Genomic DNA, 17,035 nt, shown 5'->3' on the forward strand with positions numbered 1-17,035 from the left:
GGGTTCCGGGGTCGGGTCGGCAGACTTGGCTGACCCGGTCGAACCCTACCGACGCTTGTAAAGCACTAGGCGCGAAGCCGTAGCGACGATTAGTGAGTGGTCAGTTGCCCAGGCAACGGCGAGATCGTGAGACGGCAGGTGGTGAACCTGGACGTCGCTGTGGCCGGTTATCAAGTCCCACATCCGCACTGTGCCGTCCTGGCTGCCGGTGACGGCGACGGGCGTGCCGTCGAGAACGGTGCAGGCCACCGCATTCACCGTATCGGTGTGGCCGGTGAGGGGTTCGCCGATCTGCCGGCCCGCGGCCAGGTCCCACACCCGCACCGTGCCGTCCCGGCTGCCGGTGATGGCGACGGGCGTGCCGTCGAAAACGGTGCAGGCCACCGCGTACACCGTGCCGGTGTGGCCAGTGAGGGGTCCGCCGATCTGCCGCCCCGCGGCCAGGTCCCACACCCGCACCGTGCCGTCGTGGCTGCCGGTGACGGCGACGGGCGTGCCGTTGAGGGCCGTGCAGGCCACCGCATGCACTGCAGCGGTGTGGCCGGTGAGGGGTTCGCCGATCTGCTGGCCCGCGGCCAGGTCCCACACCCGCGCCGTGCCGTCGTGGCTGCCGGTGACGGCGACGGGCGTGCCGTCGAGAACGGTGCAGGCCACCGCATTCACCGTATCGGTGTGGCCGGTGAGGGGTTCGCCGATCTGCTGGCCCGCGGCCAGGTCCCACACCCGCGCCGTGCCGTCGTGGCTGCCGGTGACGGCGACGGGCGTGCCGTTGAGGGCCGTGCAGGCCACCGCGTACACCGTGGCGATGTGGTCGGTGAGGGGTTCGCCGATCTGCCGCCCTGCGGCCAGGTCCCACACCCGCGCCGTGCCGTCGTGGCTGCCGGTGACGGCAACGGGTGTGCCGTCGAGAACGGTGCAGGCCACCGCACACACCTCGCTGGTGTGGCCGGGGAGGGGCTCACCGGTGATCGTGCCCCAGCTGCCGATGGTCAGGTCCCACAGTCTTACGGTGTTGTCCCGGCTGCCGGTGACGGCGACGGGCGTGCCGTCGAGAACGGTGCAGGCCACCGCATTCACCGTGCCGGTGTGGCCGGTGAGGAGTTCGCCAATCTGCCGCCCTGCGGCCAGGTCCCACACCCGCACCGTGCCGTCGTGGCTGCCGGTGACGGCAACGGGCGTGCCGTCGAGAACGGTGCAGGCCACCGCATTCACCGTGCCGGTGTGGCCGGTGAGGAGTTCGCCAATCTGCCGGCCCGCGGCCAGGTCCCACACCCGCACCGTGCCGTCGTAGGTGCCGGTGACGGCAACGGGTGTGCCGTCGAGAACGGTGCAGGCCACCGCACACACCTCGGCGGTGTGGCCGGTGAGGGGTTCGCCGATCTGCCGGCCCGCGGCCAGGTCCCACACCCGCACCGTGCCGTCGTGGCTGCCGGTGACGGCGACGGGCGTGCCGTCGAGGACCGTGCACGCCAATGCACACACCTGGGCGGTATGGCCGGTGACGTGTACGCCGACCTGCCGGCCCGCGGCCAGGTCCCACATCCGCACTGTGCCGTCCCGGCTGCCGGTGACGGCGACGGGCGTGCCGTTGAGGGCCGTGCAGGCCACCGCGTACACCTCGGCGGTGTGGCCGGTGAGGGGTTCGCCGATCTGCTGGCCCGCGGCCAGGTCCCACACCCGCACCGTGCCGTCCCAACTGCCGGTAACGGCGACGGGCGTGCCGTCGAAAACGGTGCAGGCCACCACGCACACCGTGCCGGTGTGTCCAGTGAGGGATCCGCCGATCTGCCGGCCCGCGGCCAGGTCCCACACCCGCACCGTGCCGTCGTTGCTGCCGGTGACCGTGACGGGTGTGCCGTTGAGGACCGTGCAGGCCACCGCGCGCACTGCAGCGGTGTGGCCGATGATGGTGTCGCGGAGGGCTGGGTGGGAGACCCCGCCGATGGCCCAGCGTGGTGCCCAGACGCCGGAGGGCATGCTGTGGATGAGGCGTTGGTGCAGGGTGGTTGCTCCAAAACCGGCGGCATCTGTGGCGAGAATCTGGCGACGCGAGTCCGGGGTGGCTTTCAGGAGTAGCGGCAGGCTGGAGCGGTAGATGGCGGCGATCTGGCGGGCGGTTTGGCTGCGCGCCCGATGCAGGTGGGGGGTCAGGCTACGGGGAACGGCGTGGACGAGGTAGCCGTCGTGGTCGAGGAGTTCGTCCAGGCGCCCGGCCATGGCGGCATGAAATGCCAGGTAGTTGAGGGTGTAGGGGTGGGCGCGTGACCAGTCGCGGGTGCCGTCGGCACGATAGGGAACGGCCTGGATGAGGACGCTCATGTAGGCGGCGTGGACGTGGGCGGCGTCAATGCCGTCGCGGAGGTGCTCGACGAGGGCCTGGTGGTAGAGGCGGTAGGCGGAGCGGTCGGCTTCGGTGGCTTCGATGACGTAGGCGCCGGCGTTGCGGCGCAACCACATCAAATCGGCGTTGGTGTAGTGGCGGCCGGAAATTTCGGAGGCCAGCGGGGCCCAGATGTCTTCCCAGGGCAGGCCCTGACCAAGGGCGAAGGCCAGCGGCCGCAGGAGGTCTGTGACCCGTTGCGCATCGTTGCCGAGGCGACGGGTGAGGTCGTTGCGCATGGCCGCCCCGGCATGGCGGGGCAGAGTAGCGCGCCAGTGGGGGTCGTCGGGGTCGTCGACGACGGTGTCGGCGGCGGCGAGGGTGCCGGCGGTGATGCGGGCGACGAGGAAGGAGTTGCCGGCTGCTTCACTTACCGCCTGGGCCACTGGTCTAAGGGCGGCGGGGCTGTGTCGGTAGGGGGAGTTGGGCTGGGCGTCCAGGAGGTTGCGGATGGTGTAGATCTGCAGGGCCCTGGGGTCGGCGTAGCGGGGGTCGTCGAGGTCGATGACCTGCTCACGGTAGGCAGGCGTGGCGGCGGTCAGGCCGAGGCAGTCCAGGAGATAGGGGCGGGTGCCGAGCAGCAGACGGACCTGCCCGCTTCCGTACTGGATCAGTGGTCGCACGATCTGTGAGCAGAGGCTGTCGGGGGTGGCGGCTTCGTCGAGTGCGTCGATCAGGGCGGTGAAGGGCCGCGGGCGCTTTTGTGCTGCGAGGGCTTGGAGGAATTCGCCCACCGTGTTCACCCTCAGGTCGGCTGCGGCGGCCAGGCCGGCCAGGACTTCGGTGTTGGTCAGGCTCTGTGCGTAGATGGCGACGTCCACGCTGCCCTCGTCCGGCATCAGGCTCGCGGACAGGTTCAGGGCGCGGGTGGGGACGGTGAGGCGGTGTTCGGGATGGGACAGAACGGCGATCATCCCGAGCACGGCCGTCTTGCCCGAGCCCGGCCCGGCGGTGACCACCCGGCAGATACTGCTGCCGTTCGGGCGTGGCTCGCGCAGCCATGCGGCCAGGTCGGCAAGCACCCGTTGGCGTCCGCTGAACCACCAGTTGCGCAGGCGGGGATCGCTGGAGCCCATGGCCCGCATCAGCAGGCGGGTGGTGAGCTCGGTGTCGCGTCGTTTGGCCTGCGCATCGAACTCCGCCGCGTGCTGGATCGCCAGATCCACACCGGTCAGACCGCTGTCGCGGCGGGGGTTGGTAAGGAAGGCGGGTGGTTCACCGCTCAGGCCGACCAACGTGAGGTTGATGCGCTGGTGACCAGGCCGCTCGGGGCTGTTGTTCATGTGCTCGACCAGCGTGGACACCGACAGCGTCCGCGGCCCGTGTCCGGCCGTGGCCCAGCTGCTCACCGCATCGGTGAACAGCTGGGGAAACGTCCCGGCTTTGGCCTGCTCGTGGGACTGCGCCGAGGAGATGATCACCAAGCCTGAGCCGGTCGCGTTGCGCCACTGCTGGTTGATGCGGTTCAGGGCGGCCCCGGTCATCTCGTTGCCGCCCTGCCCGGAGTAGCAGGTATCCAGCATCAGCAGCAGCCGTCGCACCGGTGTGTCGCGCAGCATCGCCCGCGCCAGCTCCACGGTCGGCAGGCTGGTGTAGGCGGTGTCGGCGGGATCGGTGTCGGAGGTGTACAACACATGGTCGCCCCCGTCCTCGAGGACCTCCCCGTGCCCGGACACATACACCGCGACCAAGTCGTCCTCACGCCGGTCAGCAGACTTGCAAAACGCCCGCAGCTGGTCGGTGAGCTGCCCGCGGGTGGGGTCCAGGCCGAGCGCCGTCTGGTGGCGGTATCCCAGCTGGCCGGTGAACAGCTCGATGACAGCCTCGCGGGCCTGCACCAGGCCGGGCCGGTCCCAGGCAGGACACTTCGGGTAGCGGGAGATGGCGGTGGCGATCAGGAAGCGGCGCGGACCCTCACTCTCCAGCTGCCCGGGAGTCTCGGTGGTGGTCATGCCAGGCCGTCCTTGACCGTCTGCCCGCACAATCGGTCCGTCAGATACGCGGCCGCATCATGGGCGTGCGAGCCATTGTGCACCCGCGCGCAGCGCACGTGCGGCCCGAACGCCGGCCGAAGGTCCTTCACCAACGCCACCACGTCACCGTCCTCGGCAAGGTTCGTCCACACCAGCCGCTCCCTGCCCGGCCACACCCCACGCGGCTGCCCGCCCAGCTGGATCGGTGCCGGCTGCAGACGGTGCAGGATCAGATGCGGAATCCCCAGTGGCGAGCCGATCGTGACCAGTGCCCGCACCCCGTGCCCGGGCCGCGCACACAACGCCTCATACGCCACGACCGAACCAAGGGAGTGAGCGACAACAACCCGCGTGTCATCGCTGATCTGATCGGCCACCCGGCCGCGGGCCCGCACCCGTAGCTGCGGATCAAGGAGGTAGCGGTGGACCTGCTTCAGATCAGAGACCATCGCCCGCAACGCGACCCCGGCAAAAAACCGCGACCCCGACAACGCCCGCAACCCGGCCTGCACCGACCGCGGAGTTCCCGCCAGCGTGTCCTCAGCACCGGGCGGAACGACCCCCGGGTCACTGGCGGCCGCGGCCTGCCACCAGGACAGCAGCAGCTCCGACTCGAAGCCGGCCTCCACGTCCTGCGACGTGTACGGCGGGTCGCCCACCGCCAGATACTCGCCCTCCGGGCGGAACACATCCCCGTAGAACGCCATCGCCACATCGGCGTCCGCCAGCCGCTCCGTCGCGCCGGCACGCTTCAGCCCGTCGTTCAACGCCGGTAACCACTGCTGCCGCAGCGTCTCCTCACCCAGCAGCTGCTTGCCGATGCCATGCACCCCAACAACGCGCGCCATGCCCCATGCCCCCGTGCTCGCCCCCGGCCTGCCGTGGTCAGCACTTTAGGGGCAGAAAGGGAACGGAACATCACGATCTGCAAACTCCACCCGCAAGGCAGCCCGGCCAAACCACGCCGTCCGGACAGTGCCCGGTAGCAGGCGTGCGCTCGCTGCGATCCCGTTCATGCCCCGCCGCCTAGCCCGGCACCCCGTGCACCCGAATGCGGAGCACGCCGTCCACCTCGGCCCGGAGAGCGTTGGGGGTCCGCCCGCGCCGGGACCACCGGTTCCATGTGGGAGTCAGATTCCGAACGGCAAGAAGCTTGACGGCCCTCCCGGGGCGAGGAAGCGGGCGCCCATGTTGTCCAGCGGGCTGAAGTAGACCATCGCTGTGAACCAGGCGGCGGCCTTGCGAGGGTGCTTCAACTGCAGGAGGTTCGCGTAGGCGTACACGAGGCGGTGAGCGGGACGGTTGTCGATGGGGCCGTACGGCAGGACGTCGCGGAAGGGGTAGGGGAGCGACTGCTGCAGGACGCAGACGCCGGCGGCGGCCCAGGCCAGCGCGGCCTCCAGGTCACCGCGGACTAGATCGTCTTCGCTTTCCACGTCGTTGGGGTCGAACTCCTCGTCCTGGTCAGCGAGGTCGGCGAGTTCGTAGGCGATGACGGTGTAAGCATCAAGATCGCGTGGATGCAGTCGACGGCCGCCGATCGTTATGCACGCCTTGTCATAGGCCGCGTCGTACGCCTCGTCGGTTTCCTCGTCCGGCGACCACACCCGTTCCATCTCCCATTCCGGGCGCGGTGGCAGCTTCGCAATCTTCCGCTCCAGCCGGGACAGGCCGCCTGGCTCGTCTGCGTACTCGGCGTAGTGCGCGGCCGAGTCGAACATGTGGAGCTTGGGATCCTGCATCCAGGCCAGCAGCGGTCGGTCCAGTTTCTCCAACGCCTCCACCGCAAGACCTGTGGGCGTCAGCCAAGGCATCACACCCTCCAGGGCTGCCTTCAGTTCCTTCGGCTCCAACCCCACACCCATCGCCATGGCCGTCAGTATCTGCCACCAGCTCTCTCGCAACCGGGTTCTTGCCAAAGTGCACCCCGACGTGGGACGGACCGATTGACAGGGAGGTCTTTCAGCGTTGCAGCTCCAGGGTGAGGACGGCTGCGGCGATTGACGTCATTTGATTTGGGCTGCATCGCGCTCTGCGGAAGATCCGCCAGGACTTCAGACGGGCAACGCCACGTACGACGGCACGAAGGGGTCGACCAGGTACAAGTTCACTGCGTCCCCGCGCCCCTCGGACTGACCTCGATACTTCGCGACGGGGGCTGTGGTTGGGCAGATTCCCCACTGGGTCGCGCAACCCGGCGCTATGTTCAGCAGAGACGAGATCGGGCATAGCCAGCCATAAGCATCGTCTGTCCCAGGCTCCGGAGGTTCTCACGCGGGCTCGGACGGGGTCCACAGGCGGGCGAGCAAGATTCTTTGCCGGTAGCCCCGGTGCCCGGGACCGAGAGGTGTTCGCCCATCTCGACGAAGGAGCACCCCGTGAACCAACAGCACGACGACGACTCAGCTGAACTGCGCTGCTGGCCCACCACGTTCCCGAAAGACCGTGTCGCGGAGCTTTACCACCCCCTCACAGCGGATCGTGCCGAGTACGCCGCACTCTCCTGCTGGCCCGCCGCGTTCCAGAAGGACTTTGTCGCGCCGCACTACGAGCTCGTCACGGACGGTGCCGAACGGCAGCGCACGGTCGCCGTGGTCGTCGCGCTCTCCGTCGAGGACGGCGTGCGCCTGGCCGATCGCCCTCCGGCCCGTCGCGTCGACCACGAGCGCTGTCCCGAGTCGGATTTGGGTCGGTCGCTGTATCTGCGGGGCCGGATCAGCGGAGTGATCGATCCGGAGCCCGGCGGCACGGAGCGGGCGCTCGTGGACGAGCTCGCCGCGAAGGTCCTGGCCGTGCCGCGGGGTGATCAGTGGGCGGAGGCGGTGTCGACGGCGCTGCTGGGCAGTTGGGCCGATCCGCTGGTGTTCACCGGACACCTGTCTGACGCGGCGGTCGGGGCTCTGCGAGCCGAGGCCCGCGGCCTGCACAGGGCCCTGACACCCCTCTGGCGGCGAGGGACTCGGCACGGTCGGGTGTTGTCCCTGGACGCGAGCTTGGGCGACGGGCTGTCGCTGTACGACCTGGTCGCTGCCGATGTCGACCTGCTGGCGCGGACGTTGGGCGGGGTGTTCGCCGATGAGCGGCTCAACCGCGTCCTGCGGGCACTGTCGCCGGATGAGCGGCAGGTCGTGTTCGCGTATGCAGAGGGCGAGGGGACCTCCTGGACGGAGGCCGCCGCGTACGCCGAGGCTGCCGACCCGGAGGCATTCGGCGAGCGGGTCCGGCGCAAGGCCAAACGCCTGGCCGCCGAGCAGGCCCGCCGTACTGCCCAACGGAACGGCGGCCCGGCCTCGCTCTGACCCACCTGCCCCACCTGCCTCGCCTGCCCCGGGCCTCGGTGGCCCGCGCCCGCCCGCGCGTGACGCCGTCGCCCATGGGCGGGTGGCGCGGCCCGCCTCCGGCGCAGCCCTTCCACCGGCACCGACCGGGAGAAAAGCGCAGCTCAGAGACTTGAAGGGGCGCTTCGCCAGAGAAGCGGCAGAAGGGCAAGGTCTCCTTGACCGGCCGCTGGAGGCAGGACGACGTGGACGCGTACGTCGCCGAACACGGCGTCCTCACCAACCCGCTGCTGAGGCACAGCTACACCTTCGGAGGCTGCGCTCCTGCACCCACCGGGTGTTGAAGCGCTTGGAACACGCATGCCTGAACCCGAAGGGAACCCTCTCCATGTCGACGCTCGCCCTACTCGTCGTCCTGCTGCTCGCCCTGATCGGCGGCATCATTTTCGGCGGCCTTGTCTACCTGGCGCACCGCCATCCGTCCTGCCGCGAGCCGCTGCTCGTGGGGCTGACGGGTGTGGCGGTGCTGGTCGCTCTAGTAATGCCGATCGTCACCCGATGAGCTGGGGTGCCCAGGGTGAGTCAGCGGTCCCAGCGGTAGGCAAATGCCTTCACCCCCAAGGGGTGGGCCAGGTGAACCTCGGCCCCGTACTGCACACCGTCGTACGGTGAAGGCATCGAGGGCCTCCCCGAGTTCGGACTTCTGCGTGAGCCGAGCATCCTGCGCACCCAGCAGGAGCCGGAGGCCTCGCCCCTTTCATCGCATCAGAGAAGGCCCGGGCGATGCATGCGAGGCGATGGACTCCTACACCGGGGACGTCTACACCGTCGTTGCCAGGCGCGCTGCGGTCGACCGACGCAGTGTGCAGTTCTTGTCCGTCCTCGGCAACACGGTGGTGACGGTCTGAAAGACAGATGGCGTGGCTGAGGTTAGGGGTGGTGCAGGTGGCCTCCGTTCCTGATTGCCCATGTGCACCGCCATCGTGGCTGACTTTCGGTGGTTTCAGTCAGTGATGGGTGTTTTAAGACTTCTTCAGGTTGTATGAAATTTTTTGTGCTGACTGTCCCGTCGAGGGCAGCAACTGAGGTAGCGGGTCATTGACTAGTTGCTCTTTAGTAAGAGGACGCCGCATCTACAGGTCTCTGACCTGCACTTTTATGGGATCCATGGTGTTCTGCGGGGCACATTTGCGACCTCGAAATGTCAACGTGGCGCGCACGTTTGACCTTGAAAATCAAGCGGCAGTTGATTCTTGGAAGCCCGACCTGCGGCAGGGGACGTCGCAGGTCAGGGCGGTGCACCGAGACTGCCGAAGGGGCTACCGCGGAGGTCCACGGAGCGGCGAATGTGCCGCCATCGCGACACAGGAAATCAAGCACCACTTGATTGGAGGGGCCAGGCGGCACTGAATCTCAACGCAGAGTTGATTTCTGGGGCAGCCATGCGACAGGAAGCGGCTTCGGTGGACTCTTCGGCGCGCCTCGGCACCAAAAGACAAGCCCTGGTTGATTTTTGGGCTAGTCTCTGGAGCGCCTGAGTAACAAGGAGGTCCTGTGACATCTGATCCGCCAACACCCCGAAGCCCGCGCCCCCGAGCTGTCCCCGACGCAACGTCCGAGGACGTCGGCTTCGACGACCTCCTGCAGGTGCTGGGTGAGCAGCTAGGCCAGGCCAACGCGAGCGCCGACCCCCGCGACCGTCGCAAGCTCAAGAACGTCACCTTCGAGTACGAGCCCGACCACCGAGCCGTGCACGACATGGCCGGCGACGCCGGCTACAGCCTCGCCTCCAACTGGTTCACCCAGTTGTTGGCGCAACTGGCCGTCGCCAACAGCATCACCAAGTCCCAGCTGTGCGTGTTCCTGTACGTTGCCGGCGGCCAAGAGCGCGGTACCGGCATCGCTGCGTACACCCAACAGGAGATCACCGACGGCCTGAACAAGCTCGCCGTCAAGAAGGGCGGGAAGCGGATCACCCGTTCCACGGTGAACCGCGCAGTCCGGGCCCTGGTCGGCTACAAGTGGGTGGAACAGGCCGGAAACGGCTTGATCCAGCTGAACGTGAAACTGTGGTTCCACGGCAACAGCACCGCCCAGCACACCGTCCTCGATCAGATCGCCGCCCAGCACGATCGCGATCCGGAGGCCTTCCCCAACGCCATCGGACCCGACGTGCACCAGGAAGAGCTGGACCTCGAGTTCACCCAACAGGGGTACCACAACAGAGGGAAGCGCACCGGGTGATACACGTCCACCAACTGTCCCGCTGTCGTCGACGAGGAAGGGATACCGATGGCTGAGGTCCTGTCCCCGGTCGTATCCGAGCGCATCTGGGCACTCCCGATCTCCGGATCCTCGGTGAAGTTCCTCAACTACCTGCTCTACCGCTCCGACTTCGGCGGCCACCTGCCCATAAAGCAGAAGGACATGGCCCGGGAGTACAGCGTCACCCCGCAGGCCGTCAGCAACCTCATGGCCCCGCTGTGCGACCTCAACATCGTGCTGCGCCCGAAGAACGAGGACGGCGGCAAGGGCAACTCCTACCGCCTGCATCCCCTCGCGGCCAAGTACGCCAGCTCGCAGGACATGGAGAACGCGTTCCGGCAGGCCATCGCCAGCATCAAGGCCGGCGACCTGCCCAACCTCAAGCTGCCCTCCTACGCCTCGGTACCTCCCGCTGAGGGACGCCCCAACCTGCAGGTGGCCTGACGCACAAATACAGGGGCCCCGCCGACGTATCGGCGGGGCCCCTGTGCCTGAGTAAAAGGTTGTGACTGCACTATACCCACGCTCAACGGCTGCCATCCCGCCGAAATACGCCGTCCAGGTCACACCGCGCGGACCGCTGGCTGTACAGCAGCGATCCGGGTCAGCGCGATCGCGTCGCAGCTGCTCATGTACGGCCGCGACCTGGAGGTCTGGATGTAGTTGCTGTTGTGGTGACCGATTACCACTTCACCGTTCAGCGGTCGACGCGCTCCATGGGTTGTGACGCATGGTTACAGGTTCTGGAGCAATGCTCAAGACCTAATAGCAGTGCACGGTGACGGGTGACCCCTAATAGCAGTGCACGGTGACGGGTGACCCCTACTCAAGACCTGGAGCTGGACTCCTCTCCACAGGCAGAGGGCCCCGTCACCGTGCATCTGCCGGAGTACGTCGCGCAACTCCACGATGACGTCATGATCGTGACCTGAGCCGTCCGTACGGCCACCTCTCCCTCACTACGCGAGCCGCCGAGCTCCTTCCAGAGACCGGGGACCGTGCGGGGAGCTGGGGCTGCGAACTGCTCATCGGATGTCGGGCCACCGAGCCCTCCTATTAGGTCGCGGCGCGCCCTGCGCAGGCTCACACCAGGACGAGTACGAACAGTAGGGAGCTTGAAGTTGACGATCACGTGCGGGATCGACTGGACGGAAGACCACCACGACGTGGCGCTGGTCGACGAGACGGGAAAGCTGGTCGCCAAGCAGCGCATCAAAGACGACGCGGACGGTTTCCGCCAGCTGCTTTCCCTGCTCGCAGAAGCCGGCGACTGCGCTGAAGACCCGATACCGGTCGCGGTGGAGACCGCCCGCGGGCTGTTGTTCGCCTGCCTGCGCACCACCGGCCGCAAGGTGTACTCGATCAACCCGATGGCGGTGGCCCGCTACCGCGAGCGGCACCGCAGTGCCCGCGCGAAGTCCGACCACGCCGACGCGATGACGCTGGCCAACATCCTGCGGACCGACGCCGACGTGCACCGGCCGCTGCCCGCCGACTCCGAACTGGTCCGGGCCATCGCCGTCCTCGCCCGCGCCCAGCAGGACACGGTGTGGAACCGCGCCCAGCTCAACAACCAGCTGCGCTCGCACCTCAAGCAGTACTACCCGGCCGCCCTCGCGGCGTTCGCCGTCCGCGGCGTGGGCCTGGACTCCCGGGAAGCACGCGCGGTCCTCGCCGCGGCACCCGACCCGCACACCGCCGCCCGCTTGACCCGTGCCCAGTTGCGGGCCGCCCTGCGCAGATCCGGACGGCAGGGGCGCCAAACCCTTGCGCTCGTCGCCCAGTTGGATGCCGCCTGCCGGGCGGCCGACGACCTCGCCGAAGCTGCGGCCGAGGCGTTCGCCACGCATCCGGACGCCGAAATCCTGGGTAGCTTCCCCGGGATCGGGCCGCTCACCGGCGCACGCGTCCTGGCCGAGATCGGTGACGACCGCACCCGCTTCGCCGACGCCCGCGCCCTGAAGGCGTATGCCGGCTCGGTGCCGGTCACCATCGCCAGCGGCAAGAGCCACCTCGTGCGCCACCGCCGAGTGAAGAACCAGCGCCTGGCCGCCGCAGGCTACGTATGGATCTTCGGCGCATTGCCCTCCCCACAGGTCAAGGCCGAATACGACCGACGACGGGACCTCGGCGACCGGCACACCGCCGCCATGCGCAACGTCTTCAACCGCTTCCTGGGATGCCTCCACCACTGCCTGCAAACCGGGCAGAGCTTCGATCCCGGCAAGGCGTTTCCCGCCACGTCCACGCCACCGGTGACGCTCGCGGCTTGACTTCTTAGCAAGCTCGGATGTCTGTGGATCGGCCTCGGGAAGGGTGCCTCGCGGAACGCGGAGGGCGTACCTTCCCGAGTGATCGACTTCTGGTCATCGAGTAGGCCCGCGTTGGCGCGCGGGTCGGGGAAGGCACGCCCGTGCTCAGCGTAGTCAACAACGACGGAACCACCGAGACCGGCTTCCTGATGGACGACATCGTCCGCGAGGGCGCCCGGCGGATGCTCGCCGCAGCCCTGGAGGCCGAAGTCAACCAGTACATAGCCGAGTTGGCCGACCAGCGTGACGAAGCCGGTCGCCGGCTGGTGGTCCGCAACGGCCACCACCGCGAGCGCACCGTGACCACGGCCGCAGGCCCGGTCCCGGTCAAGGCGCCTCGCGTGAACGACAAGCGCGTCGACACCGCCACGGGCGAGCGCGAGCGGTTCTCGTCGAAGATCCTGGCCCCCTGGTGCCGGAAGTCCCCGAAGATCAGCGAGGTCCTTCCCCTGCTCTACCTGCACGGACTGTCCTCCGGCGACTTCGTGCCCGCCATGGAGCAGTTCCTCGGCAGCCCGGCCGGGCTCTCGCCGGCCACCGTGACCCGGCTGACCAAGCAATGGAGCGATGACCACGCCGCCTTCCAAGCCCGCGACCTGTCGGAATCCGACTACGTCTACGTGTGGGCCGACGGCGTCCACCCCAAGATCCGCCTCGGCCAGGCCCGCTCCTGCGTCCTGGTCCTCATGGGAGTGCGCACCGACGGCCGCAAGGAGCTCATCGCGCTCGCCGAAGGACTGCGCGAGTCCACCGAGTCCTGGGCCGACCTGCTACGTGACTGCCGGCGGCGCGGCATGCGGGCCCCCGAGCTCGTGGTCGGTGACGGCGCGATGGGCCTGTGGCGGGCTCTCACGGAGGTGTTTCCGCAGGCCAGGCACCAAAGGTGCTGGGTTCACAAAACCCGGAACGTGGTCAACGCCCTGCCGAAGTCGGCCCAGCCCGGAGCGAAGAAGGCATTGCAGGAGATCTACAACGCCGAAGACCGCGACCACGCCGAGAAGGCCGTCAAGGACTTCGATCGCGCCTACGGCGCGAAGTGGCCCAAGGCGGTGAAGAAGGTCACCGACGAGACCGATGAACTCCTGGCGTTCTACGACTTCCCCGCCGAACACTGGGTCCACCTCAGAACGACGAATCCGATCGAATCCACCTTCAGCACCGTCAAGTTGAGGACCCGGGTCACCCGCGGAGCCGGCAGCCCCGCAGCGGCCCTGGCCATGGTGTTCAAGCTCACCGAGTCCGCCCAGGCCCGCTGGCGCGCGATCACCGCACCCCACCTCGTCGCCCTCGTCCGCAACAGCGCCACATTCCACAACGGCTACCTCGTCGAGCGTCCCGAGGTGAGCGCAGCATGACCAGGCACGGGAACCGTCCACTGCTCTTCCTGGACGTCGACGGGCCGCTCCTGCCGTTCGGTGACGACCCGCAGCGCGATCTCGCGGTCACCGCATCCAACTCGCACCTGGCGCGGCTCGACCCGCAGATCGGGCCGCGGCTCGCGGCGCTGCCGTGCGACCTGGTCTGGGCCACCACCTGGGAAGAAGAGGCCAATATCGAGCTGGCACCGCGACTCGGCCTGCCGCAGCTGCCGGTCGTGAACTGGCCAGAGCCCTCAGCCGCCCACGAACGCGAAGACCAGTGGTTCGGGCTCCACTGGAAGACCCGAACCCTCGTGGCGTGGGCGGACGGACGCCCGTTCGCCTGGGTCGACGACGAGATCACCGACGCCGACCGAGACTGGGTATCCACCCACCACCCTGCCCAGGCGATCCTCCATTGCGTCGCGTCGTCCCGCGGCCTCACCGACCAGGACTTCGCAGTCCTCGATGAATGGCTACAGCTGGCTTGAGATTCTCCGCGATGATCCACAGGATTTGACAGTTACTCCAGGTTCTGCGCCCTACAGCACAGCGCCGAAGCCGCCTACATGCCGGTGCCCGGCGCCGCCCGTGGTGACCTGGCGCTGCGCGTCCTGTCGGCGAGCGGGGCGGGTGCGGCACCCTGGGGGTGTCCCCAGCCCCGGACGATCAGGCCCGGGAGGCATCCGAGGAGGAGCAGCCGGTGACACCGCCCGTACCTGAGTACCTCTCGCCGCTGCGGTGGCGGTGGATCTTGTTGGCCACCCGCGGCCAGGAGGTCCGGTTCCTGTACTGGCCGCCGCGGCGTCTGGCCGGGCATCGACGCATCCGCATGTTCGACCGCGAGGGGTACGACATCGGGATGCTGGTGTGGATGGTGTGCGATGCCTGCCGCGTCGGGAGCATCAACAAGATCTCCATCACGATCGAGCACCAGGGCCAAGGACTCGGCCGTCGGCTGATCCGCCGGGCGCTGAGCGACGGGCCCGGCTATACCTGGCAGACCACCGGTCAGTCCCCGGAGGCTAAGCAGTTCTTCCCGGCGATGGAGAAGGAGATGGGCGTCGCGTTCCCCGAGTACGGCGGAGGGTGTGAGCACCTCTCCTCGCCGCCGGGCTACCGGCCGCCCCCGCCAGGCCGCCGCCCTCGGCCGGTCCTGGAGCGGGAAATCTGAGACCCGCAATCGCTTCCCCGCCGTGTCAGTGCCGCCTGTCACGCTCCGGTCGAGGCCCTTATACGGCCAGAGCACACAGCCCAACACCCGGATGAATAGAGACGTGCACGGTGCCCACGTTGACCCCCACCCATGAACACCGTGACGCTGTTGCAGCCTTCATGACGGGCAGAAACTCGTCCTCCAGGCCCGGGCTGACACAGGCAAGACCGCCACTCTCGAAATGTGTCTTACCAGCGGTCTGTGATGTTCTTCGCGGCCTGTTCGACGCCGGGGTCGAGTGGGGAGGCAGCGACCAGCTCTGCATGGCCGGTGCGGCGGGTGTGTGTGACCAGGTCGTGGTCGCCGACATGGACGTGGCCCAGGAGCGGGATGCCGGCGGCAGCCATGTTGGCTTCGACCGCGTAGACAAAGTCGGGCTCGGTAGCCGGCAGTTCACGGCCTCCGGTGATCATCCCCAGGAATGCCGACGGGCGGTGGTAGAGGAAGTTGAGGTGCCGCTCGCGCAGCAGCGCGGCACTCTGCGCGGGGGTGAGCGGATGTTCTTGGCGTTCTTCCGGTACCGCGCCGTGGGTGAGGGTCTCAGTAGCTGGTGCGCCGTTGCTGGCGGCGAGCACGACGAAGTGGTCCACGAGCTCGCGCTGCGGCCAGGTCGGGCGGCCCATGAGGACCACGGTGTCGAAGTGGCGGCGTCCCAACTCGAGTGCGTCCCGGAGCGGGTTGTCGTCACGCGTCAGGAGCTTCGGGTCGGCGGGCGGAGTCGACCAGGGAGTGTGCTGTTCGACCAGCAGCCCACTGTGATCCCGGCTGGTTCCGACCGTCCGAAGCAGGGTGCTGCGGTGCCCGGGCCAGGCCTGCTGCCGCTGCTCGGCGGCCTCGCGGTCCCGGGCACGGCGGGAGTACAGCGCCATATCGATCCCGTACGGCTTGTACTCGTGCACCAGCAATACCCGCATTCCCCGCCGCGCCCACGCGGCCGCGATCTGCACTGCGAGCGTGCCGAGCTCGTATCGGTCCTCCAGCAAAAACTGCACCGTGCGCCCGTTGCGGGAGGGCGAGGCCGTGCGGCGGACCTGGGTGTAGCGCACGCCAGCGGCCTGCTGTGCCTTGCGGGCGCGGGCCTTGGGGCCGCTCGCACCAGACTTGGTCATGAGGATCGATCTCCGCTCCAGGGCCCCCGCTGCCCCGCAGAGTCGATGACGCGCGGGCATGGGCGAAAATACGGTGCGGGACCGTCCCTGAAACCGAGTCGGCTCCGGTGTCCTTCGCCTGGTGCATGACCGGTGCGGGGTACCGGACGCAGGCTCGCGGCGTGCGCATCCTGCCGCAGCCCAGAACCATAGCGGCACAGCAGGCCAACGAGACGGCACAACACGGGACCTGATGAACCAGTCCACGCCTGACCCATACGCACAAGACAGGGGCCCCGCCGATGTCTCGGCGGGGCCCCTGCGCCTGAGTTAAAAGGTTGTGCGTTCACTATGCCCAGCTGCAGTCACCTCCAGCGCGCCGAAGTAGCCATCGGCCACGGCAGCGAAGACGAGCACCCATGGGACGATCACCCCCATGGGAAGAGCATCACGCCGCCGAGCCGAACACCGCGCCCAGTCCGCGGCGCCGAAAACCGACCCGGTCCTGCGCCCGTTGACGCACGCTGACATCGCCGAGGTCATACCTCTGCTGCACTGAGTGATCGCGCAGGATGACCCGGAAGTACTGGGCCTCTACCTGGGCTGCACCCGCAAACCGGTTCGCTGCAGGTCTGGTGGCGCAGGCCAACGGTCACGTCCTCGGTGTGGTTGCAGGAGCTGGCATCGGCCTCACCCTTCCGGGAGTGCGGGTGTCCGAAGAAGAGATCACCCGCCGAATCGCCCTCATCGCAGTACAGCCGGACCACCGACGCAAGGGGCTGGGCACACGCCCTGCTGGACCACTTCCGCTCGGTGGGACACAGACTCGCGATGGCGAAGTTGGCGGCAGGCCGCCGCGAACTCGTCCCGCTCTACTCCGGATGGGGCTGGAACGTAGGCCACCCCAACGCAGGCGTGGCCGTCGCGCTCGGCCCCGACCCGGTAGTACTCGCCGAGGAGTTGGCCACACGAGTGGCGTGGACCGCACTCGATCCCCAAGTGCACCAAGAACTCTCCATCGTGCCCGGCACGCCGGTCGTGACAGGTGTATTCGACTGACCCGCGTACAAGTCGCCAGCCCGAGTCTGCGAGCTCCCACGCGTGGGGTAAGGCGTCGCAGATGTTCGAGCCCAGGGCTGCCTCCGTTGAGGCGATGGCGGCCGTC

14 protein-coding genes and 3 pseudogenes are annotated in these 17,035 nt (G+C 68.2%); 12 read left to right on the forward strand and 5 right to left on the reverse strand.

Translation table 11 applies throughout. From position 1 onward, the window contains the following. Positions 1 to 45: 45 nt before the first annotated feature. The 4 genes and pseudogenes from QFZ76_RS51375 to QFZ76_RS51390 form a co-directional block, all read right to left on the reverse strand. Positions 46 to 4,332, reverse strand: a complete 4,287-nt coding sequence (locus QFZ76_RS51375) for a caspase family protein (RefSeq protein ID WP_307680644.1) — start codon at positions 4,330 to 4,332, stop codon at positions 46 to 48. Further along, positions 4,329 to 5,201 (reverse strand): hypothetical protein, encoded by an 873-nt coding sequence (locus QFZ76_RS51380; protein WP_307680645.1) that lies wholly within the window; start codon positions 5,199 to 5,201, stop codon positions 4,329 to 4,331. Before QFZ76_RS51380 ends, QFZ76_RS51375 begins: the two co-directional genes overlap by 4 nt. Positions 5,202 to 5,483: 282 nt before the next feature. Beyond that, entirely contained in the window at positions 5,484 to 6,224 is a 741-nt protein-coding gene (locus tag QFZ76_RS51385; protein WP_307680646.1) for a hypothetical protein, read from the reverse strand. A gap of 91 nt (positions 6,225 to 6,315) precedes the next feature. Then, a pseudogene (locus QFZ76_RS51390) lies at positions 6,316 to 6,432 on the reverse strand (IS5/IS1182 family transposase); the annotation flags it as partial. A 299-nt stretch (positions 6,433 to 6,731) separates the two neighbouring features. On the opposite strand from QFZ76_RS51390, the gene QFZ76_RS51395 reads away from it, so the two are divergent. The 9 genes and pseudogenes from QFZ76_RS51395 to QFZ76_RS51435 all read left to right on the forward strand — a co-directional run bounded on the left by QFZ76_RS51395 (position 6,732) and on the right by QFZ76_RS51435 (position 14,740). Next, complete coding sequence (locus QFZ76_RS51395; RefSeq protein ID WP_307680647.1) at positions 6,732 to 7,652, forward strand: hypothetical protein; 921 nt, start codon at positions 6,732 to 6,734, stop codon at positions 7,650 to 7,652. A 170-nt stretch (positions 7,653 to 7,822) separates the two neighbouring features. Then, positions 7,823 to 7,957 (forward strand): annotated as a pseudogene (locus tag QFZ76_RS51400) (phosphoadenylyl-sulfate reductase); the annotation flags it as partial. Between the two features lie 62 nt (positions 7,958 to 8,019). Next, positions 8,020 to 8,193: a hypothetical protein gene (locus QFZ76_RS51405; RefSeq protein WP_307680648.1), complete on the forward strand. Its 174-nt coding sequence runs from the start codon at positions 8,020 to 8,022 to the stop codon at positions 8,191 to 8,193. A 992-nt stretch (positions 8,194 to 9,185) separates the two neighbouring features. Further along, entirely contained in the window at positions 9,186 to 9,875 is a 690-nt protein-coding gene (locus QFZ76_RS51410) for a hypothetical protein (protein WP_307680649.1), read from the forward strand. Between the two features lie 48 nt (positions 9,876 to 9,923). Further along, positions 9,924 to 10,340: a hypothetical protein gene (locus QFZ76_RS51415; RefSeq protein ID WP_307680650.1), complete on the forward strand. Its 417-nt coding sequence runs from the start codon at positions 9,924 to 9,926 to the stop codon at positions 10,338 to 10,340. 677 nt (positions 10,341 to 11,017) lie between these two features. Then, entirely contained in the window at positions 11,018 to 12,169 is a 1,152-nt protein-coding gene (locus QFZ76_RS51420) for an IS110 family transposase (protein ID WP_307680679.1), read from the forward strand. Between the two features lie 140 nt (positions 12,170 to 12,309). Then, positions 12,310 to 13,563, forward strand: coding sequence for an IS256 family transposase (locus QFZ76_RS51425; protein ID WP_307680651.1), 1,254 nt, complete (start codon positions 12,310 to 12,312; stop codon positions 13,561 to 13,563). Further along, positions 13,560 to 14,057, forward strand: coding sequence for an HAD domain-containing protein (locus QFZ76_RS51430; RefSeq protein ID WP_307680652.1), 498 nt, complete (start codon positions 13,560 to 13,562; stop codon positions 14,055 to 14,057). The genes QFZ76_RS51425 and QFZ76_RS51430 overlap by 4 nt, the downstream gene beginning before the upstream one ends. A 212-nt stretch (positions 14,058 to 14,269) precedes the next feature. Then, positions 14,270 to 14,740, forward strand: a complete 471-nt coding sequence (locus QFZ76_RS51435; RefSeq protein ID WP_307680653.1) for a GNAT family N-acetyltransferase — start codon at positions 14,270 to 14,272, stop codon at positions 14,738 to 14,740. A gap of 230 nt (positions 14,741 to 14,970) precedes the next feature. On the opposite strand, the gene QFZ76_RS51440 is transcribed toward QFZ76_RS51435, so the two are convergent. Beyond that, positions 14,971 to 15,891 carry a hypothetical protein gene (locus QFZ76_RS51440; protein WP_307680654.1) on the reverse strand — a complete coding sequence of 307 codons (921 nt, stop codon included), beginning with the start codon at positions 15,889 to 15,891 and terminating at the stop codon, positions 14,971 to 14,973. Between the two features lie 415 nt (positions 15,892 to 16,306). On the opposite strand from QFZ76_RS51440, the gene QFZ76_RS51445 reads away from it, so the two are divergent. The 3 genes and pseudogenes from QFZ76_RS51445 to QFZ76_RS51450 all read left to right on the forward strand — a co-directional run bounded on the left by QFZ76_RS51445 (position 16,307) and on the right by QFZ76_RS51450 (position 16,929). Next, on the forward strand, positions 16,307 to 16,429 hold the full coding sequence (locus QFZ76_RS51445; RefSeq protein WP_307680655.1) for a hypothetical protein: 123 nt from the start codon (positions 16,307 to 16,309) through the stop codon (positions 16,427 to 16,429). A gap of 13 nt (positions 16,430 to 16,442) precedes the next feature. Next, positions 16,443 to 16,649, forward strand: a pseudogene (locus QFZ76_RS52160) (hypothetical protein); the annotation flags it as partial. 52 nt (positions 16,650 to 16,701) lie between these two features. Continuing rightward, complete coding sequence (locus tag QFZ76_RS51450) at positions 16,702 to 16,929, forward strand: hypothetical protein (RefSeq protein WP_307680656.1); 228 nt, start codon at positions 16,702 to 16,704, stop codon at positions 16,927 to 16,929. The last annotated feature ends 106 nt before the right edge of the window (positions 16,930 to 17,035 follow it).

The organism is Streptomyces sp. V4I2 (assembly GCF_030817655.1).
In the GTDB taxonomy this organism is placed as follows: domain Bacteria; phylum Actinomycetota; class Actinomycetes; order Streptomycetales; family Streptomycetaceae; genus Streptomyces; species Streptomyces plumbiresistens.